Source organism: Mycobacterium sp. (genome assembly GCF_047975165.1).
In the GTDB taxonomy this organism is placed as follows: domain Bacteria; phylum Actinomycetota; class Actinomycetes; order Mycobacteriales; family Mycobacteriaceae; genus Mycobacterium.
Window position 1 is genome coordinate 1 of record NZ_JBKECZ010000103.1, and the last position, 19,620, is coordinate 19,620.

Here is a 19,620-nt window from a genome sequence, read left to right on the forward strand (position 1 = left end):
GCCCCCACGGGCGCACCCGGTACTCGTCGACCGTCCGCACGATGCCCTTGGGATCGGTGTTGGTGCGGGCAATGAGGTCGAAAGTTTCGTGCTTCGGTGGATGGATGGCGTCACTGTACCGGTTGGTGACGTCGCCCTTGTCGGCGAGCGTGTAACTGCTGCGGACAAGCGGCCGATTTTCCGCAGCAGTTACACGCTCGGTGGGCGGCCCGGCCGCGGGCCGCGGGCGGGCGGGCCGCAGGGCCAGGCGGCCAGGCGGCCAGGCGGCCAGGGCCGCGAGACCATGTAGGCGAACGCCTCTACCCTGTTGGCATGGCCTTTGCCACCGAACGCCCCGCCGAACACGGCGTCGTCGCGCATTCGGAGTACCGCACCGTCGACGAGGTCGTGCGCGCGGGCGCCCGGTTCGAGGTGGTCAGCCCGCACAGCCCGGCCGGCGACCAGCCGGCCGCCATAGACGAGTTGGAACGCCGGATCACCGCGGGGGAGCGTGACGTGGTGCTGCTGGGCGCCACCGGCACCGGGAAGTCGGCCACCACCGCGTGGCTGATCGAACGCCTGCAGCGGCCCACCCTGGTGATGGCCCCGAACAAGACGCTGGCCGCCCAGCTGGCCAACGAGTTGCGAGAAATGCTGCCGCACAACGCGGTCGAGTATTTCGTCTCCTACTACGACTACTACCAGCCGGAGGCCTACATCGCCCAAACGGACACCTACATCGAAAAGGACAGCTCGATCAACGACGACGTCGAGCGCCTGCGCCATTCGGCGACGTCGTCGCTGCTGTCCCGCCGCGACGTGGTGGTGGTGGCGTCGGTGTCCTGCATCTACGGCCTGGGCACCCCGCAGTCCTACCTCGACCGCTCGGTGGAACTGCACGTCGGCGCCGACGTACCCCGCGACGGGCTGCTGCGGCTGCTGGTCGACGTGCAGTACACCCGCAACGACATCTCGTTCACCCGCGGTTCGTTCCGGGTGCGCGGTGACACCGTGGAGATCATCCCGTCCTACGAGGAGCTGGCGGTGCGCATCGAGTTCTTCGGCGACGAGGTCGAGGCGCTCTACTACCTGCACCCGCTGACCGGCGAGGTGATCCGCCAGGTCGACTCGCTGCGCATCTTCCCGGCCACCCACTATGTCGCCGGCCCCGAACGCATGGCGCAGGCCATCTCCACCATCGAGCAGGAACTGGCCGGCCGCCTTGCCGAATTGGAAGGCACCGACAAGCTGCTGGAGGCCCAGCGACTGCGGATGCGCACCAACTACGACATCGAGATGATGCGCCAGATGGGGTTCTGTTCGGGCATCGAGAACTACTCCCGCCACATCGACGGCCGCGGCGCCGGCTCGCCGCCGGCCACCCTGCTCGATTACTTTCCGGAGGATTTCCTGCTGGTCATCGACGAATCGCACGTGACGGTGCCGCAGATCGGCGGCATGTACGAGGGCGACATGTCCCGCAAACGCAATCTCGTCGAATTCGGCTTCCGGCTGCCCTCGGCGGTCGACAACCGGCCGCTGACCTGGGCGGAGTTCGCCGACCGGGTCGGGCAGACGGTGTACCTGTCGGCCACCCCGGGCCCCTACGAGCTCGGTCGGGCGGGCGGCGAGTTTGTCGAGCAGGTGATCCGTCCGACGGGTCTGGTCGACCCGAAGGTCGTGGTCAAGCCCACCAAAGGCCAGATCGACGACCTGATCGGCGAGATCCGCCGACGCGCCGAGGCCGACGAGCGGGTGCTGGTGACGACGCTGACCAAGAAGATGGCCGAGGACCTCACCGACTATCTGCTGGAGATGGGTATCCGGGTGCGTTATCTGCACTCCGAAGTCGACACCCTGCGCCGGGTGGAACTGCTGCGGCAGCTGCGGCTCGGCGAGTACGACGTGCTGGTCGGCATCAACCTACTGCGCGAGGGCCTGGACCTGCCGGAGGTGTCGCTGGTGGCGATCCTCGATGCCGACAAGGAGGGTTTTCTGCGGTCCACCCGCAGCCTGATCCAGACGATCGGCCGGGCCGCCCGCAACGTGTCCGGCGAGGTCCACATGTATGCCGACAAGGTCACCGACTCGATGACCGAAGCCATCGACGAGACCGAACGACGCCGGGCCAAACAGATCGCCTACAACCAGGCCAACGGCATCGACCCGCAACCGCTGCGCAAGAAGATCGCCGACATCCTCGACCAGGTCTATCGGGAGGCCGACGACACCGACGTGGAGATCGGCGGGTCCGGACGCAACGCCTCGCGGGGCCGGCGCGCCCAGGGGGCGCCCGGTCGCGCGGTGAGTGCCGGCGTGATCGAGGGCCGCGACACCGCATCGATGCCGCGCGCCGAACTCGCCGACCTGATCGAAGAGCTGACCGCGCAGATGATGGCCGCCGCACGCGACCTGCAGTTCGAGCTGGCCGCCCGGTTCCGCGACGAGATCGCCGACCTGAAGAAGGAGCTGCGCGGGATGGATGCCGCCGGGCTGACCTGAACGACTGCGGCGGGATCGACGAGGCCGCTGCTCACCGCGTCGACTTCACCACTTGCGAATAGTGGAACTGCCAGCGCTCGACGATGTGGAAGCCGAGGTAGCCGGGGAACCGGTAGACCGGGGCGCGCGCGAAGGCCGATCCCGGCGCCAGCGAGCGTCCCACCTGATGGTCGGGCAACTGGCTGTTGCGGCCGGTGATGGTCCACAGCGTCGTGCACGTGTTGATTTTGGCCGTGGTGAGCCAGACGGCGACGTGCCCGTCCCACAGGTGTGCGACCTCCGGCCCGTAGACGCCGCGCTCGACATCGATCAGCGCGCGAAAGGACGCCGGCCGGGTAGCCAGCAGGGCGCGGATCGGGCCGGGTCGCCAGCGCACGGTGTTGTCGACCAGCAGGCAATCCCCCGGCGCGGCGTGAGCGCTGATCACGTCGGCGACTTGGCTGTAGTCCCAGCCTTCCTTGGCGTACGGCCCGCGCTGGATGAAGTAGTAGCCCGGGAATGCCGCCACGGCCAGCAGCAGGACCACTCCCGCCACCTGCCGCGGCTCACCGCACACAGACGTGATGGCGACGGCGAGGACGATCGCCGCCGCGGGGGCGGTGAAGATCAGGTACCGCGGGTAGTAGACCGGTTCGCCGAGGGCCGAGTACACCAGCACGGCAGCCGTCGGGATGACCACCCACAGGGCGCCGGCCCGCAACAGCCGGTCGGCGCCCGCATCGGACCGGGAATGCCCGGTGAGCCGTGCTACGACGGCGGCAACCAGCAGCGCGCCGGCGGCGATCGCGAAGGCGTTGCTGTGGTCGAAATACTGCCGGTGCACCACGTCGAGGAACAGGTTGCGGTGCAGGCCGGAGATCCAGCGGACCTGCCACACCTGCTTGTGCGCGATCGCCACGAACGGTGTCAGCGCTGCCAGCGCGACGGCCGTGGCGGCCAAAAGCCCCTTGATCGGCCGTTTGCGTGACGCACCGGGCGCCACCTGGTCCGCCACCGCGGGCAGGATCGCGGCATGGACCGCAACCAGCAGCACCATGTTGAGGCTGACCAAAACCGACACCATCAGCGCCAGGGCGTAGGCAACCCACAGCCGGACCCGGCCGGACCGCACCGCACCGGCGAACAGCACCGTCAGCCAGACCGCCGCGGCCGCTGACAGCGCGTACGAGCGTGCTTCGATGCCCGCCCAGGTCACCCGGGGCAGGATGGCGAACACGGCTCCGGCACACAGTGCGGTGGTCCGGTCGCAGAATTGCCGGGCAAACACCACCACCCCGGCGGCGGCGGCCCCGACCGCCAGGATGCTCGGCACCCGCGACCAGAACTCGGTGGCCGGAAACACCGAAAACCAGCCGTGCATCACCAGGTAGTAGAGACCGTGCACGGCATCGACGTGGGTCAACAGCTCCCACAACTGAGGCAGGGTGCGGCTGGCGGCCGCCGAGATCGTCGCACCCTCGTCGAACCATAGTGACGGCTTGGCCGCCCAGGCGCCGCTGACGACCGCGGCCAGCACCGCAACCGCCAGCGGGTCGAGCAACCGGGCGCGCCCACGGCCCGGCCCCGCGGGCCGGGCAAGGTCTGCCGAAGGGCTCGCGGCGGGCGGCGGGGATGGTGAGACAGACATGATCGGTGCCGATCTTAAGCGCGGCCACACCGAATGGCTCTCCCGCCGATGCCCACCGACACGATACTGTCTGTGGTTGGCCGGAATATTGACATCTAGGAGGGTAAATGGGCGCCTATCGGACCGTCGTCGTCGGCACGGACGGCTCGGACACGTCATTTCGCGCGGTGGAACGGGCCGCGTTCGTCGCGGGCGACACAGCCAAACTGCTCATCGCCTCGGCTCACCTACCGCACGGCAACGACCAGCGGGCGATCGCCGCGTTGAGAGACGAGAGCTACAAGGTGACCGGGAGTGGCCCGGTCTACGACATCCTGCACTCGGCCACCGAACGGGCCCACACGGTCGGCGCCAAGGATGTCGAAGATCGTGTCGTCGAAGGAGCGCCGGTGGATGCGCTGCTGCACCTCGCCGAGCAGGAGAACGCCGATCTGCTGGTGGTCGGCAGCGTCGGGGCGAACACGATAGCGGGCCGGTTGCTGGGTTCGGTGTCCAGCGAAATCATGCGCAAGGCGAAGATCGACGTACTGATCGTGCACACCACCTAGCCGGTCCCGGGTTCTACCAGCCGCGCGCACGCCATTCGGCCACGTGCGGGCGTTCGGCGCCCAGCACGGTGTCGTCGCCGTGCCCGGGATAGATCACGGTCGAGTCGTCGTACACGTCGAACAGCCGAGTGCTCACGTCGTCGAGCAGCTGCTCGAAATCCCCCTCCTGCCAGGTTTTGCCCACCCCTCCCGGGAACAGGCAGTCCCCGGTGAACAGCTGGGTGACGCCACCGGTCGCGGGGCCGCCGAGCGCCAGCGCAACCGAGCCGGGGGTGTGCCCGCGCAGGTGGATCACGTCGAAGGTCAACTCGCCGATCCGGATCGAATCGCCGCCGGCCAGCAGCCGGTCCGGCCGGATGGGCAGGGGCCCGGCGTCGATCTCGTGGGCGGCCGTCGGCGCCCCGGTGGCCTCGACCACCGCTTCGAGTGCCTGCCAGTGGTCGAAGTGCTGATGGCTGGTGACGATCAGCGACAGCGTGGGGGCGTAGCGGCCGATGAGGTCGATCAGTGTCTCGGCGTCGTTGGCCGCGTCGATCAGCAGTGTTTCTCCGGTCGTCGTGCAGGTGACCAGGTAGGCGTTGTTGTCCATGGGGCCCACCGAGGTCTTCAGGATGGTCGCACCCGGCAGGGTGCGCCGGGCCGAGGCGCCGGGTTCGACGTGGCCGGTGTAGTCATCGCTCGGAGCTGTCATACCCGGTGACGCTACTTGGTCGAGACTGGCCTGATCGACTGTCGGAGGGTCGCCCTAGCATGGGACGCGTCCAGCACCGGTGGGTGTGCGCAGCGCGCCCACAGGTGCCGGGACAAACCGGACGTTTCGAAAGGGGCAGAGTGGCCGAGCGCCTCATCGTCAAAGGTGCACGCGAGCACAATTTGCGTAGCGTGGACCTCGACCTGCCCCGCGATGCCCTGATCGTGTTCACCGGGCTGTCCGGGTCGGGCAAGTCGTCCCTGGCCTTCGACACGATCTTCGCCGAAGGGCAGCGCCGGTACGTGGAGTCGCTTTCGGCGTACGCGCGCCAATTCCTGGGCCAGATGGACAAACCGGACGTCGACTTCATCGAGGGCTTGTCGCCGGCGGTGTCCATCGACCAGAAATCGACCAACCGCAACCCGCGGTCCACCGTCGGCACCATCACCGAGGTGTACGACTACCTGCGCCTGCTGTACGCCCGCGCCGGCACCCCGCACTGCCCGGCCTGCGGCGAGCGTATCACCCGCCAGACGCCGCAACAGATCGTCGACCAGGTGCTGGCCATGACCGAGGGCACCCGGTTCCTGGTACTGGCCCCGGTGGTGCGCACCCGCAAGGGCGAGTTCGCGGATTTGTTCGACAAGCTCAACGCCCAGGGCTACAGCCGGGTGCGCGTCGACGGGGTCGTGCATCCGCTGACCGACCCGCCGAAGCTCAAGAAACAGGAGAAGCACGACATCGAGGTAGTGGTGGACCGCCTCACCGTCAAGGCGGCCGCCAAGCAGCGGCTCACCGACTCGGTGGAAACCGCGCTGTCCCTGGCCGACGGCATCCTCGTACTCGAGTTCCCCGACGACCTCGACGAGCAGGGGCATACCCGCGAACAGCGCTTCTCCGAGAAGCTGGCCTGCCCCAACGGGCACGCGCTCGCCGTCGACGATTTGGAGCCGCGGTCGTTCTCCTTCAACTCGCCCTACGGCGCCTGCCCCGACTGCGTGGGCCTGGGCATACGCAAGGAGGTCGATCCCGAGCTGGTGGTGCCCGACCCCGAACTCACCCTGGCGCAGGGCGCGGTGGCACCGTGGTCGACCGGCCGCAGCGCGGAGTACTTCACCCGGATGATGGCCGGACTCGGCGACTCACTCGGGTTCGACGTCGACACCCCGTGGCGCAAGCTGTCGGCCAAGGCCCGCACGGCGATTCTCGACGGCGCCGACGAGCAGGTGCACGTGCGCTACCGCAACCGCTACGGCCGCACCCGTTCCTACTACGTCGAGTTCGAGGGTGTGCTGGCGTTTCTGCAGCGCAAGATGGCCCAGACCGAATCCGAGCAGATGAAGGAGCGCTACGCGGGGTTCATGCGCGACATCCCGTGCCCGGTGTGCGCGGGCACCCGTCTCAAGCCGGAGATCCTCGCGGTGACCCTCGCCGGGGCAGCCGGGGCAGCCGGGGCAGCCGGGGCAGCCGGGGCAGCCGGGGGGGCAGGGGGGGCAGGGGGGGCAGGGGAGTCCGGGGGCAGGGGTGGCGCGGTGCCCGCCGCGGGGTCGGTGACCAAGTCCATCGCCGAGGTCTGCGAACTGTCCATCGCCGACTGCGCCGACTTCCTCAACGGCCTGACGCTGGGGCCGCGCGAGCAGGCGATCGCCGGGCAGGTGCTCAAGGAAATCCAATCGCGGCTGGGTTTCCTGCTCGACGTCGGGCTGGAGTACCTGTCGCTGTCGCGGGCGGCGGCCACACTGTCCGGGGGAGAGGCCCAGCGCATCAGGCTGGCCACCCAGATCGGGTCCGGCCTGGTGGGTGTGCTCTACGTGCTCGATGAACCGTCCATCGGCCTGCATCAGCGCGACAACCGCCGGCTGATCGAAACACTCACCCGGCTAAGGGATTTGGGCAACACACTGATCGTCGTCGAGCACGACGAGGACACCGTCGAGCATGCCGACTGGGTGGTCGACATCGGGCCGGGAGCCGGCGAGCACGGCGGGCGCATCGTGCACAGCGGGCCCTACCGCGAGCTCCTGGACAACCGAGAATCGGTCACCGGCGCCTATCTTTCCGGACGGGAGACGATAGCCGTCCCGGCCATCCGCCGTCCGGTCGACCGGCAGCGCCAGCTGCGAGTCGTGGGTGCCCGCGAACACAATCTGCACGACATCGACGTGACGTTCCCCCTGGGGGTGCTGACCTCGGTGACCGGCGTTTCCGGCTCGGGAAAGTCGACACTGGTCAACGACATCCTGGCCGCGGTGCTGGCCAACCGCCTCAACGGCGCCCGCCAGGTCCCGGGGCGGCACACCCGGGTCACCGGGCTCGAACACCTGGACAAGCTGGTGCGGGTGGACCAGTCGCCGATAGGCCGCACACCGCGCTCCAACCCGGCCACCTACACCGGCGTTTTCGACAAGATCCGCACCCTGTTCGCGGCCACCACCGAGGCCAAAGTGCGGGGATATCAGCCCGGCAGGTTCTCGTTCAACGTCAAGGGCGGCCGCTGCGAGGCGTGCACCGGCGACGGCACCATCAAAATCGAGATGAACTTCCTGCCCGACGTCTACGTCCCCTGCGAGGTGTGCCAGGGCGCCCGGTACAACCGGGAGACCCTGGAGGTGCACTACAAGGGCAAGACCATCTCCGAGGTGCTGGACATGTCCATCGAGGAGGCCGCCGGGTTCTTCGAACCGATCTCAGGCATCCACCGCTACCTGCGCACCCTGGTCGACGTCGGCCTGGGCTATGTCCGGCTCGGCCAACCCGCGCCGACGCTCTCCGGTGGCGAGGCGCAGCGGGTGAAGCTGGCGTCGGAACTGCAGACACGTTCTACCGGCCGGACCATCTACATTCTCGACGAGCCGACCACCGGCCTGCATTTCGATGACATCCGCAAGCTGCTTGCCGTGATCAGCGGTCTGGTCGACAAGGGCAACACGGTGATCGTCATCGAACACAACCTGGATGTGATCAAGACCGCGGACTGGATCGTCGACATGGGGCCCGAGGGCGGCGACGGCGGGGGAACCGTCGTCGCCGAAGGCACCCCGGAGGACGTGGCCGCGGTGCCGGCAAGCTATACCGGGAAGTTCCTCGCCGAGGTGCTCGGCACCAGGCCGGCCCCGGCACCCAAGCGCCCGAGACAGCGCAAGGTGAGTGCCTGAAAGAACACCCCGGTCAGGAGGCCGGCGACAGCGCCGCCCGCTCTGTGTCGGCGCCCTCGCCGCGGCCGAGCGCGATGGTGGCCGCCAGCATCGCCACGATCGCCAACGGCAGCACCACGGTTCCGACGCCGCGCACGGTCAGCTGCTCACCCATCACGGTCAGTCCCAGCGCGACGGCGACCACCGGTTCGCCCACCAGCATGCTCGGCACCGACGCCTGCAGGGCGCCGGCGTGGAAGGCCCACTGCTGCAGCACGGTTGCGATGACCGCCAGGGCGACCAGCAGATACACCATGGGGGAGGTGAGCAGGGCATGCCAGCCGCCGTCGGTGAATTGCCGGGTGCAGATCTTCGTCAGCACCGCGATCATGCCGAGTGCAACGGCGACCGACACCCCCAGCGATGTCGCGCGGACACCGCCGGCGGTGAGCAGGGCGACCAGCACGCCGGCAATCGCGATCAGCGCCGCCGCGCCGAGCCCGAGCGTGCAGACCAGCGTCGATGGCCGGTTGTGTCCCTGGTGCGGGTGTCCGGCGAGCACGAAGACCGCCAGCCCGGATGTCAGCAGGACCGCCCAGAACCATTCCGCCCCGGTGACCCGATGTCCGGCCCGCCAGGCGCTCAACGGCAGGACGAACAGCAGCGAGGACACCAGCAACGGCTGCACCAGCAGCAGGGACCCGTGCGCCAGTGCGGTGGCCTGGAAGGCGAATCCGGCTATCGCGGCGCCGGTGCCCGCCCACCACAGGTGGTCGTGCAGCACGGCGGAGACCATCTGCCCGGGCCGCTCGGTCGTGATGCCGGGGCGCTGGAGTGCGATCTGGCGAACGACGATGCCCACAGCAACGAACAAAGCGGCCAGCAGTGCGCAAACGATTGCCGGCGCATTCGACGTCAGCCATCCCATGTCCCGGACACACTCCTTGCCGCAGCGGCTGGATAAGGGATCGACTTTAACCAGGCGAATAATCCAGGCATCATGCGGGCACCCTCGCAGCCACGGCTCAGTGCGGCTTGGCCAGCGGGAACGGCAGCGTCTCACGGATGCTGCGCCCGGTGATCAGCATGACCACCCGGTCCACTCCCATCCCGAGTCCACCCGTGGGCGGCATCGCATACTCCATCGCCTGCAGGAAGTCTTCGTCGAGTTCCATCGCCTCGGGGTCCCCGCCGGCGGCCAGCAGTGATTGCGCCACCAGGCGGCGGCGCTGTTCGACCGGGTCGGTCAGTTCGCTGTAGGCGGTGCCCAGTTCGACGCCCCAGGCCACCAGGTCCCAGCGTTCGGCGATTCCGGGTTTGCTGCGATGCGGCCTGGTCAGCGGAGACACCGACGCCGGAAAATCGATGTAGAAGGTGGGCTGTCCGGTGCGGGCTTCGACGAGGTGCTCATAGAGTTCCAGGACCACCGCCCCGGCATCCCAGTACGGACGGTAGGGGATGTGTGCCGCGTCAGACAGCCTGCGCAGATCGGCCAGGGAGGTGTCGACGCCGACCTGCTCGCCGAGGGCCTCCGACACCGCGTCGTGGACGGTTTTCACCGGCCAGGTCCCGGAGATGTCGACGGGCTCCAGCCGGCGGCCGCGACCGGCCGCATCGTCGGGATTTCCCGGCCGCATGGCGGTGTGGGCGCCGTTGGCGACCTGGGCCGCGTTCTGGATCAGTTCGCGGCAGCCGTCGATCCACACCCGGTAGTCGGCATGCGCCTGGTAGGCCTCCAGCAGGGTGAACTCCGGGTTGTGGCTGAAGTCGACGCCCTCGTTGCGGAATGCCCGGCCGACTTCGAAGACGCGTTCCACCCCGCCGACGCACAGACGTTTGAGGTACAGCTCGGGTGCGATCCGAAGGAACAGGTCCATGTCGTAGCTGTTGATGTGGGTGACGAACGGCCGGGCGGTGGCGCCGCCGTGCACCTGCTGCAATATCGGCGTCTCGACTTCGAGGAACCCCTTGGCCCACAGTGTCTCTCGAATGGAGCGGACGACGGTGCTGCGGGCTGCGAGCAGATTGCGGGACTCGGTGTTGACGGCCAGGTCGACGTAGCGGGCCCGCACCCGGGCCTCGGGGTCGGTCATGCCTTTCCATTTGTCGGGCAGCGGCCGCAGGCATTTGCCGGTCAACCGCCACCGGGTGACGATCAGCGACCTCGTGCCCTTGTCGCTCCGGCCCATCTGCCCGGTGACCTCCACCAGGTCGCCGAGGTCAATCGCGGCGTTGAAGTCGGCAGCCCGGCCCTGGTGCAGCCGGGAGTTGTCCAGCAGCACCTGCATCTCCCCGGACCAGTCGCGCAGGTGGGCGAACAGCACCCCGCCGTAGTTGCGCACCCGCAGGATCCGTCCGGACACCGTGACGGCCGTCCCGTCACCGGCGGCCGCGGCTGCCTCGACGGTGTGGCTCGGCGGTTCACCCACCGGATACGGATCGACACCGGCGCCGCGCAGCTTTTCCAGTTTGGCCAGCCGCACCCGCACCTGTTCGGGCCGGCGCCCGGACCCCCCGGCGTGGGGAAGCGCGCCCTCGTACAACCCGTCGGCTTCGGGCGCGGTGCCGTCGGTATGCAGCAGCCCGGTTGCCGCCAGCCGCTCGGGCACCGCCGAATGGTGACCGGTGTGCACCTTGTCGCGCCTGCTGAACGGCAGCACCAGGAATCCCTCGGCGATCACCGAGGCGACACCGACCCGGGGCAGCATGCGGGTGTCCTCGTAGCAGGCGTAGCGGGGAACCCACTCGGGCTGGTATTTCGCGTTGGAACGGTAGAGCGTCTCCAGTTGCCACCACCGCGAGAAGAACACCAGCAGCCCACGCCACAGCCGTGCCACCGGGCCCGCTCCGAGTTGTTCGCCCTGCTCGAACGCGGAGCGGAAAACAGCGAAGTTCAACGAGATGCGGCTGATACCGAGTTTCTCGCCGTGCAGCGCGAGTTCGCTGACCATCAACTCGATGGTCCCGTTGGGGGACTGCGAGGACCGGCGCATCAGGTCCAGCGAGACACCGGTGGTGCCCCACGGCACCAGCGACAGCATCGCCGCCCGGCGGCCGTGGGCGTCGACGGCCTCGACCAGCAGGCAATCGGAGTCGGCGGGGTCGCCGAGCCGGCCCAGCGCCATGGAGAATCCGCGCTCGGTTTCGGTGTCGCGCCAGGCGTCCGCGCAGGCGACAACCCCAGCCATCTCCTGTTCGGCGATGTCGCGGTGGCGGCGGATACGCACTGTCAGCCCCGCTCTGCGGGCCCGGGTGACGGCTTGGCGCACGCCGCGCATGTCGGGTCCGGACAGCCGGAAATCGGCAGACCGCAGAATCGCCTCGTCGCCCAGCACCAGGGCGTGCAGCCCCGCTTCTCCGAATGCCCGGGCGCCTCGCGAGCTGGCGCCCATGACACCGGGCGCCCAGCCGTAGCGCTGGCACAGGCTCAGCCAGGCGCCGATGGCCTGCGGCCACGCCTTCGGGTCACCGACTGGATCGCCGCTGGCCAGACAGACGCCGACCTCCACCCGATAGGTGATGGCGGCGCGGCCGCTGGGGGCGAACACCACCGACTTGTCGCGCCGGGTGGCGAAGTAGGCCAGGGAGTCGTCGGCGCCGAACAACTCCACCACCCCCCGAATCGCGGATTCATCTTGCCCGGTCAGGGCGTTGTCGGCGCGCTGGGACAGGAACAGCACGATGGCGGCCGCGATCAGCGCCAGCGCACCGAACAGCCCGAACACCGAGTTCAGGAAGACGTGCGGGCTCCCGCTGAACACCTCGGGGTCGGTGACGCCGAAGCCGACCACCCGGTCGGCGACATACGGCAGCCGGTCTCCGGGGGCCAGGGTTCCGGGCAGCAGTGTGACCAGACCCCATGACGCCAGGATGCCGATCACCTCACCGGCCACCAGCACCGCGCCCGCCCGCAGCAGTGCCCCGCGGCGGACCTTTGCCCAGAACTCGCGGTAGCCCAGGACGAGTAGGACGATCGCCACGGTGTGTACGGCGAATCCCAGGTTCTCACCCAGCGACCGGGCCGGGGTGTTGCCGCCCGCGGCAATGCCGGCGGCGTTGGCCGCCGCCTCCACCACCATGTCGCCGAGCAGCAGCAGCCAGGCGATCCGCTTGCGCGCGGCCAGCGCGGCGGCCAGCAGGGCCAGCACGAACGACCATGCGAAGCTGGTGTCGGGGAAATTGAACAGATAGTTGTTGATGAACGTCCGCGGGCCCCGGATGAGCCAGCGGATCAACGGCGAGATGCTGGCCAGCAGCGACGCCGTCGCAATGATTCCGACGATCCAGCCGGCCGCGGCAGGCAGCCACCGGTAGCGGGACGGCGACCGGTGCGCGGCGCGGGGCTGGGTGAGCGTCACTGACCGCCAGGGTATTCGCTGTGCCGCCGAAATTCCCGGCGGAGCCTACGGCCGGCGGCGAGCGCGTGGTCAGCAGGGTGAGCCAGGGCTGTTAGACTGTGCGCTGCGACCATCCCGGCCAACGTCGGGGAAGTTAAGTGGAGTCCCACTCCCACCGGTGGCCACAAGCAGCGCGGCACAGCTGCCGTCAAGGCTATCCGGTCCGGTCACAGGCACCGTGACGTGCCTGTTCCGCGCGTCCGCGCGGGCGGCTTGAGTGCGTTTCAGGCCGGGACCGGTCGGCATTGGGCCCTGCGTGTGCAGGGCTTTTTTGCTGGTGGCCAGCGTGTCTCCGCGGCTGTTTCCCTCCCGGTTCGGGTTGGGCCGCTGTGGAACCGAAGCCGACGAGGGAGGCCCCATCAGCACTGAGACCCGTGTCAACGAGCGCATTCGCGTGCCTGAAGTCCGATTGATCGGCCCCGGGGGTGAGCAGGTGGGCATCGTGCGTATCGAGGACGCACTCCGCGTCGCCGCGGACGCCGATCTCGACCTCGTCGAGGTTGCCCCGAACGCCAGGCCGCCGGTCTGCAAGATCATGGACTACGGCAAGTTCAAGTACGAGACGGCGCAGAAGGCGCGTGAGTCCCGCCGCAACCAGCAGCAGACCGTCGTCAAGGAACAGAAGTTGCGGCCCAAGATCGACGATCACGACTACGAGACGAAGAAGGGCCACGTGGTCCGCTTCCTCGAAGCCGGATCGAAGGTCAAGGTCACGATCATGTTCCGCGGACGTGAGCAGTCGCGCCCCGAGCTGGGCTACCGGCTGCTGCAGCGCCTGGGAGCCGACGTGGCCGAACACGGCTTCGTCGAAACGTCGGCCAAGCAGGACGGACGCAACATGACGATGGTGCTGGCGCCGCACCGCGGTGCCAAGACCCGCGCCAAGGCACGCGACGAAGGCGAGTCGGGCGCGCACTGACCACCCCGAGGCCAGGAGGCCGGGGGCCGGGGGCCGGGGGCCGGGGGCCGGGGGCCGGCACACCGATCGGCTACCCGGCAACACCAGAACCCAACAAGAGACAGAACCGAGGAAACATGCCCAAGGCCAAATCCCACAGCGGGGCCTCCAAACGGTTCCGGACCACCGGAACCGGCAAGGTCGTCCGGCAGAAAGCCAACCGCCGCCACCTGCTGGAGCACAAGGCGACCAAGCGCACCCGCCGCCTGGACGGCCGCACGGTCGTCGCCGCCAACGACACCAAGCGCGTCAAGGCGCTGCTGAACGGCTGACCTGCGCCGTCCCAGCCCTCCGAGCCATCCGCTGCCGGCACGCCGCAGGCAGCCCCGACTGAACACGTTTGACGAGAGTAGGAACACCCATGGCACGCGTAAAGCGCGCGGTCAACGCGCACAAGAAGCGCCGCAGCATCCTGAAGGCCTCCAAGGGCTACCGCGGGCAGCGGTCCCGGCTGTACCGCAAGGCCAAAGAACAGCAACTGCATTCGCTGAACTACGCCTACCGTGACCGTCGCGCCCGCAAGGGCGAGTTCCGCAAGCTGTGGATCTCACGGATCAACGCCGCCGCCCGCGCCAACGGCATCACCTACAACCGGCTGATCCAGGGCCTCAAGGCCGCGGGCGTCGAGGTGGACCGCAAGAACCTGGCCGACATCGCGGTCACCGATGCGGCCGCGTTCACCGCGCTGGTCGACGTCGCCCGGGCTGCCCTGCCCGCGGACGTCAACGCCCCCTCCGGAGAAGCTGCCTAACCGGCAGTGCCCGAGACCGCACTCACCGAACGCTCTGCCCGGGTCGCCGCGGCGGTCAAGCTGCAGCGCCCTGTCGGTCGGCGCCGCGCGCACCGGTTTCTTGCCGAAGGCCCCAACCTGGTGTTCGCCGCGGCCGAACGCGGACTGGTCCGGGAGGTTTTCGCCTCCGAGGATGCCGCGGCGCGCCACGATGGTGTGCTCAGTGGGCTGCGGGCGCCGGTTCACCTGGTGACACCGCGGGCCGCCAAGGCGCTGTCCGACACCGTCACCCCGGCGGGGTTGGTGGCCGTCTGCGACCTGCCGGCCCCCGATCTGGGTGTGGTGCTCGACGGCGCACCCGAGCTGATGGCCGTGGCGGTGGACATCGGGGAGCCGGGCAATGCGGGCACCCTGATCCGCATCGCCGATGCCATGGGCGCCGCGGCGGTAGTGCTGGCGGGCAACAGCGTCGACCCCTACAACGGCAAGTGCCTGCGCGCATCGGCGGGCAGCATTTTTGCCGTTCCGGTGGTGGTGGCCGCCGACACTCCCGGTGTGCTGGGGCGACTCCGGGCGGCCGGTCTGCGGCTACTGGCCACCACCGTCGACGGTGAGGTCGCACTCGACGATGCCGGGCCGCTGCTGACCGGGCCGGCGGCGTGGTTGTTCGGCCCGGAGTCGCACGGGTTGCCCGCCGGGATCGCCGGCGCGGCGGACCATCGGGTGCGAATTCCGATGGCGGGGGGAGCGGAGAGCCTCAACGTGGCCGCGGCGGCCGCGATCTGCCTGTACGAGAGCGCACGTGCCATACGTAATTCTCCGCGAGCGTAACGCCAGCGCGAGAATGCGGCCCGGATTTCGCAGCCACGTTACGCTCGCGGCGAATCAGGCCGCCGGCCGCCGCCCCCGGGACGCGCGCAGGCCGGCAATGGACAACGTGTTGTGCACCAGCGACCCGGCACGTTCCATCAGCGCCCGCGCCGGGTCGAACGGGGACTTGGGCGCCGAGCGCGCTGACGTGCGCTGCGGAAAGTAGTGCATGGGCAGGCCGCGCCGATCCCGTGGCGGAGCCATGAACCCCGGCGCCTCGACCAGCGGCGCATCGCTGCGGACGCGGCCCTGGGCGCGCCGGTAGGCGGCCAGCGCGCGGGGGTGCAGCCGGATCTCGTCGGGCACCGCGAGGAACGCCAGCGACACCAGCTTGCCGAACACCCGCAGCAGGATCTCGTCGCCGGGTGTCCAGTGCATGCCCGCCTTCTCCCGGATGGCGGGCTCGAACAGCCCTGCGGCGATCCAGCGCTGACCGGCCACCAGCGGCTTGAAGATCTCGTCCCACAGCTGGGTGGGCATGAGCACGAACTTCGGCTTGGGGATCCGCATGTAGAAGATGTCGAGGGTGGCCCGGTTGATCTCCAGTTGGTCGCGGCCGATCCGCTCCCAGTATTCCTGGAACTCCTCCCAGGATTTCGGTACCGGCTTCATGCTCATGCCGTACATCCGGTACCACTGCACGTGTTCGTCGAACAACTGGCGCTTCTCGGCCTCGGTCAGGCCGCCGCAGAAGTAGTCTGCCACCTTGATGACCAGCATGAAGAAGGTGGCGTGCGCCCAGTAGAACGTCTCGGGGTTGAGAGCGTGATACCGGCGGCCCTCGCCGTCGACGCCTTTGATGGTGTGGTGGAAGTTCTTGATCTGTTGGCCGGTTTGCGACGCCCGGTCTCCGTCGTAGACGACACCCATGATCGGGTACACCGACCGGGCGACCCGCTGCAGCGGTTCGCGCAGCAGGATGGAGTGCTCCTCGACTCCCGCACCCAGCTCGGGGTACATGTTCTGGATCGCGCCGATCCAAACACCCATCATGCCGGTTCGCAGGTCCCCGAAATATTTCCAGGTCAGCGAGTCGGGTCCGAGGGGATCGGGCATCTTCGATACGGCAGTCATCACGGCCTCCAGGGCAGCCTCGCGATCAACCTGTGCGCGCTCACGATAATTGCTGACAACGCGCGTTGTCTACAGTCTAGGCCGGCGGGTCGCGCAGGTGTCGCGAACTCTCAATCGTATTGCCGCATCGACGTAATCGGCGGCTTTGCCGCGGCATGGGTCGTCAGTGGCGTTCGCCTCATTGCCGGGCCGACGGGTAACCCATACTCTTGCCGCGTGGAGGTCGGGCCGGTCGATTCGCAGTCGCCGGCGCCCGGCGAATCCGCCGCCACGGCTGGCAACGCCGACGGCTCCACCGGCGACGAGAGCTCCACAGGCGACGACGGCAACCGCACCCGGCGGCGACGTTCACCGGCGCAATGGCTGCGCATCACCAATCGAAGTCCCCGCCTGGTGGAGTTCGTCAAGCGGGTGCGCCGGTCGTTGCCCGGCGATCCCGAGTTCGGTGACCCGCTGTCCGCCGCGGGTGAGGGCGGCCCCAGGGCGGCCGCCCGCGCCGCCAACCGCATCCTCTGGAATCGCGACGGGGCGTCCCGCGAGGTCAGCCTGGGCGTCCTACAGGTATGGCAGGCGATGACCGAGGCTGCCTCGGGGCAGCCGGCAAACCCCGAAGTCACCCTGGTGTTCACCGATCTGGTGGGTTTCTCCTCGTGGGCGCTGGAAGCCGGCGACGACGCCACCCTCACCCTGCTGCGGCAGGTGGCCCGAGCCGTTGAGCCGCCCCTACTGGATTCCGGCGGGCAGATCGTCAAACGGATGGGCGACGGCATCATGGCGGTCTTCCGCCACCCCGGGGCCGCGGTGCGGGCAGTGTTTCAGGCCCGGCAGGCCCTCAAATCCGTTGAGGTGAACGGCTACACGCCTCGGATGCGGGCCGGAATCCACACCGGTCGCCCGCAACGGCTGGGCTCGGACTGGCTGGGGGTGGACGTCAACATCGCGGCCCGGGTGATGGAGCGTGCGACCAAGGGCGGTGTCATGATCTCCAGTCCGACGCTCGACCTGATCGGGCGCCCCGCGCTGGAGGCCATGGGCGTGACGGCCGGCCGGGCGCGCCGGCCGGTTTTTTCCAGCAAAGTCACCGGTATTCCACCGGACTTGCAGATATATCGCATCAAGAATGCGGGGGAGTCCCCGACGGGGGCGAGTCTGGAGAGCGCACCGACGCAGGCACATTAGAGGCGCCATGACACCGTCCCCGCCGAGAATCGGCCAGCATGCCATTGGTGTGGTACGGTATGGCCGCAGCTGACAATTTCCGTTGTCGCTGGTTATTGATCCTGAGAATTGATCACGATCGGAACCCAGCACTTTGTCTTTTGTAGCGGCGGAGTCTTTTGTAGCGGCGGACACCCACGCCCTGTTCGCAGCAGCATCCGAAGTCGATACCGTGGCCCAGGCATTTCGCGCAGCCAACGCCGCCGCCACGCCGACCAGTGAACTTGCCGCGGCCGCCGCAGACGAGATTTCCGCAGCTGTCGCCGCGGTTTTCGGCGCCTACGGTCGCGAATACCAGGCGGTGAACTCGCAGGTGGAGGCATACCACGCAAGGTTCGCGCAGATGTTGGCCACCAGTGCTACCACCTATTCGAGCGCCGAGGCAGCCAACGCGTCGCCGTTCCTGAAACTCATCAACGCACCAACGGAAGTTCTGTTGGGTCGCCCGTTGATCGGCGACGGCGCGAATGCAACAGTGGCCGGCGGTCGCGGCGGCGATGGTGGCCTGCTGCTCGGCAACGGGGGCAACGGAGCATCCGGCGCACCCGGTCAAGCCGGTGGCGCCGGCGGGAACGCCGGTTGGTTGCTGGGGAGCGGCGGCGCCGGCGGTGCGGGCGGGGGAGGTGCACCCGGTGGTGCGGGAGGGAACGCCGGTTGGTTGATGGGAAGCGGCGGCGCTGGCGGCACCGGCGGAACGGCCACGACCGGTATCAACAGCGGCAACCCCGGTCCCGGTGGCCTCGGCGGACGCGGCGGTCTGTTCTTCGGTCAACCGGGTAGCACCGGCCAACCGGGCAGCGGCGATATCGCCCCTCCGCCGCCTCCTCCTCCACCACCCCCTCCTCCTCCTCCGCCACCGCCGGTTGGCACCGGGAGTTTCGCACCATATTTCGACATTACGATGTCGGGTATCAGTTTCACCGATGCCGCCAATGTCGGGGGGATTGATGAGATTACGTTGGCGTTCATCACCGCTGATCCTTCCGGCCAGGCCGCGTGGGGCGGCTATGGAACCTACGCGGTCGACGGAGGCAGCTCGGTCTATCTGATCGACAACAGGATCACCGATATGACCAATGCCGGTATCACCGGCATCATCTCCTTCGGCGGCGCGACGGGCCAAGAACTCGCCCAGGTCACGTCGAACTCGACCGATCTGGCGGCGAAGTACACCTCGGTGGTGGACAAGTACGGCATCTACAAACTCGATTTCGATATCGAGGGCGCTGCCGTTGGCGATACGGCATCGCTGACACGTCGCGCTCAAGCACTCGCGATGATGCAGACCGCCGGGACCGCCAGTGGCAATCCGATTGAAGTGTCCTACACACTTCCGGTGATGCCGACCGGGCTCACCAACGACGGTCTCAACGTGATACAAAACGCCATCACCAACGGCGTCGATATCGACCACGTCAACATCATGGCCATGGACTACGGCCCGTCGGGCATCGACATGGGCGATGCCGCGATACAAGCCGCCACCGCGGTCCACGGCCAGCTGAGCACCCTGTATCCATCGAGGACCTCAGCCGAGGTCTGGGCGATGGTCGAGGTGACACCCATGATCGGGGTCAACGACACCCCCGGGGAAACCTTCACCCTTTCCGACGCACAAGACCTCACCGACTTCGCCGACACCAACGACCTCAAGGGCCTGGCCATGTGGTCAGGCAACCGCGACAACCAAGGCACCATCGGCGTGCTGTCACCCACCAGCAGCGGAGTCGCACAAACCCCCTGGCAGTTCTCCCAGATACTCGGACAAATCGACTCGGACTGAACAACGATGCGGGCGACACCGGACGCTCGTCGCCATGGCTAAGATCGGCACGTACATCATAGCCGAGCGGAGAACCCAGCCCGCAATGAAGCGGACCGCACCCGGGCGT

At 68.4% G+C, this 19,620-nt stretch carries 14 protein-coding genes and 1 pseudogene; 10 read left to right on the forward strand and 5 right to left on the reverse strand.

From position 1 onward, the window contains the following. Positions 1-289 (forward strand): annotated as a pseudogene (locus ACK5M9_RS11170) (hypothetical protein); the annotation flags it as partial. A gap of 23 nt (positions 290-312) precedes the next feature. Next, positions 313-2,481, forward strand: coding sequence for an excinuclease ABC subunit UvrB (uvrB, locus tag ACK5M9_RS11175; protein WP_416893240.1), 2,169 nt, complete (start codon positions 313-315; stop codon positions 2,479-2,481). 31 nt (positions 2,482-2,512) lie between these two features. On the opposite strand, the gene ACK5M9_RS11180 is transcribed toward uvrB, so the two are convergent. Continuing rightward, on the reverse strand, positions 2,513-4,108 hold the full coding sequence (locus ACK5M9_RS11180) for a glycosyltransferase family 39 protein (RefSeq protein ID WP_416893241.1): 1,596 nt from the start codon (positions 4,106-4,108) through the stop codon (positions 2,513-2,515). 107 nt (positions 4,109-4,215) lie between these two features. On the opposite strand from ACK5M9_RS11180, the gene ACK5M9_RS11185 reads away from it, so the two are divergent. Beyond that, complete coding sequence (locus ACK5M9_RS11185) at positions 4,216-4,656, forward strand: universal stress protein (RefSeq protein WP_416893242.1); 441 nt, start codon at positions 4,216-4,218, stop codon at positions 4,654-4,656. Positions 4,657-4,669: 13 nt separating this feature from the next. Here ACK5M9_RS11185 and ACK5M9_RS11190 read toward each other — a convergent pair whose 3' ends face one another. Then, positions 4,670-5,347, reverse strand: coding sequence for an MBL fold metallo-hydrolase (locus tag ACK5M9_RS11190; protein ID WP_416893243.1), 678 nt, complete (start codon positions 5,345-5,347; stop codon positions 4,670-4,672). A gap of 140 nt (positions 5,348-5,487) precedes the next feature. Here ACK5M9_RS11190 and uvrA point away from each other — a divergent pair, with 140 nt between their 5' ends. Continuing rightward, complete coding sequence (gene uvrA, locus ACK5M9_RS11195) at positions 5,488-8,502, forward strand: excinuclease ABC subunit UvrA (protein ID WP_416893244.1); 3,015 nt, start codon at positions 5,488-5,490, stop codon at positions 8,500-8,502. A 13-nt stretch (positions 8,503-8,515) separates the two neighbouring features. Here uvrA and ACK5M9_RS11200 read toward each other — a convergent pair whose 3' ends face one another. After that, the gene (locus tag ACK5M9_RS11200) at positions 8,516-9,409 is read right to left on the reverse strand and encodes a DMT family transporter (protein WP_416893245.1); all 894 of its coding nucleotides are present in this window, start codon (positions 9,407-9,409) and stop codon (positions 8,516-8,518) included. A gap of 97 nt (positions 9,410-9,506) precedes the next feature. After that, positions 9,507-12,839 carry a bifunctional lysylphosphatidylglycerol synthetase/lysine--tRNA ligase LysX gene (lysX, locus tag ACK5M9_RS11205; RefSeq protein WP_416893246.1) on the reverse strand — a complete coding sequence of 1,111 codons (3,333 nt, stop codon included), beginning with the start codon at positions 12,837-12,839 and terminating at the stop codon, positions 9,507-9,509. A 397-nt stretch (positions 12,840-13,236) separates the two neighbouring features. Here lysX and infC point away from each other — a divergent pair, with 397 nt between their 5' ends. From infC to ACK5M9_RS11225, 4 genes are all read left to right on the forward strand, one after another. Continuing rightward, on the forward strand, positions 13,237-13,797 hold the full coding sequence (infC, locus tag ACK5M9_RS11210) for a translation initiation factor IF-3 (protein ID WP_416893257.1): 561 nt from the start codon (positions 13,237-13,239) through the stop codon (positions 13,795-13,797). A gap of 116 nt (positions 13,798-13,913) precedes the next feature. Next, positions 13,914-14,108 carry a 50S ribosomal protein L35 gene (rpmI, locus tag ACK5M9_RS11215; protein WP_416893247.1) on the forward strand — a complete coding sequence of 65 codons (195 nt, stop codon included), beginning with the start codon at positions 13,914-13,916 and terminating at the stop codon, positions 14,106-14,108. Positions 14,109-14,197: 89 nt separating this feature from the next. Continuing rightward, a complete protein-coding gene (rplT, locus tag ACK5M9_RS11220; RefSeq protein ID WP_416893248.1) occupies positions 14,198-14,587 on the forward strand; it encodes a 50S ribosomal protein L20 in 390 nt (129 codons plus the stop codon). Positions 14,588-14,593: 6 nt separating this feature from the next. Beyond that, entirely contained in the window at positions 14,594-15,397 is an 804-nt protein-coding gene (locus ACK5M9_RS11225) for a TrmH family RNA methyltransferase (protein ID WP_416893249.1), read from the forward strand. A 54-nt stretch (positions 15,398-15,451) separates the two neighbouring features. Here ACK5M9_RS11225 and ACK5M9_RS11230 read toward each other — a convergent pair whose 3' ends face one another. Further along, the gene (locus ACK5M9_RS11230) at positions 15,452-16,510 is read right to left on the reverse strand and encodes an oxygenase MpaB family protein (protein WP_416893250.1); all 1,059 of its coding nucleotides are present in this window, start codon (positions 16,508-16,510) and stop codon (positions 15,452-15,454) included. A gap of 216 nt (positions 16,511-16,726) precedes the next feature. On the opposite strand from ACK5M9_RS11230, the gene ACK5M9_RS11235 reads away from it, so the two are divergent. Then, on the forward strand, positions 16,727-17,689 hold the full coding sequence (locus ACK5M9_RS11235) for an adenylate/guanylate cyclase domain-containing protein (protein ID WP_416893251.1): 963 nt from the start codon (positions 16,727-16,729) through the stop codon (positions 17,687-17,689). Positions 17,690-17,900: 211 nt separating this feature from the next. After that, complete coding sequence (locus ACK5M9_RS11240) at positions 17,901-19,511, forward strand: PE domain-containing protein (protein ID WP_416893252.1); 1,611 nt, start codon at positions 17,901-17,903, stop codon at positions 19,509-19,511. Positions 19,512-19,620: the final 109 nt, after the last annotated feature.

Coding starts and splice junctions, on each gene's coding strand:
- ACK5M9_RS11180 (WP_416893241.1), bottom strand. CDS start 4,108: ATGTCTGTCTCACCATCCCCGCCGCCCGCCGCGAGCCCTTCGGCAGAC.
- rplT (WP_416893248.1), top strand. CDS start 14,198: ATGGCACGCGTAAAGCGCGCGGTCAACGCGCACAAGAAGCGCCGCAGC.
- ACK5M9_RS11190 (WP_416893243.1), bottom strand. CDS start 5,347: ATGACAGCTCCGAGCGATGACTACACCGGCCACGTCGAACCCGGCGCC.
- rpmI (WP_416893247.1), top strand. CDS start 13,914: ATGCCCAAGGCCAAATCCCACAGCGGGGCCTCCAAACGGTTCCGGACC.
- ACK5M9_RS11230 (WP_416893250.1), bottom strand. CDS start 16,510: ATGACTGCCGTATCGAAGATGCCCGATCCCCTCGGACCCGACTCGCTG.
- ACK5M9_RS11200 (WP_416893245.1), bottom strand. CDS start 9,409: ATGGGATGGCTGACGTCGAATGCGCCGGCAATCGTTTGCGCACTGCTG.
- ACK5M9_RS11185 (WP_416893242.1), top strand. CDS start 4,216: ATGGGCGCCTATCGGACCGTCGTCGTCGGCACGGACGGCTCGGACACG.
- uvrB (WP_416893240.1), top strand. CDS start 313: ATGGCCTTTGCCACCGAACGCCCCGCCGAACACGGCGTCGTCGCGCAT.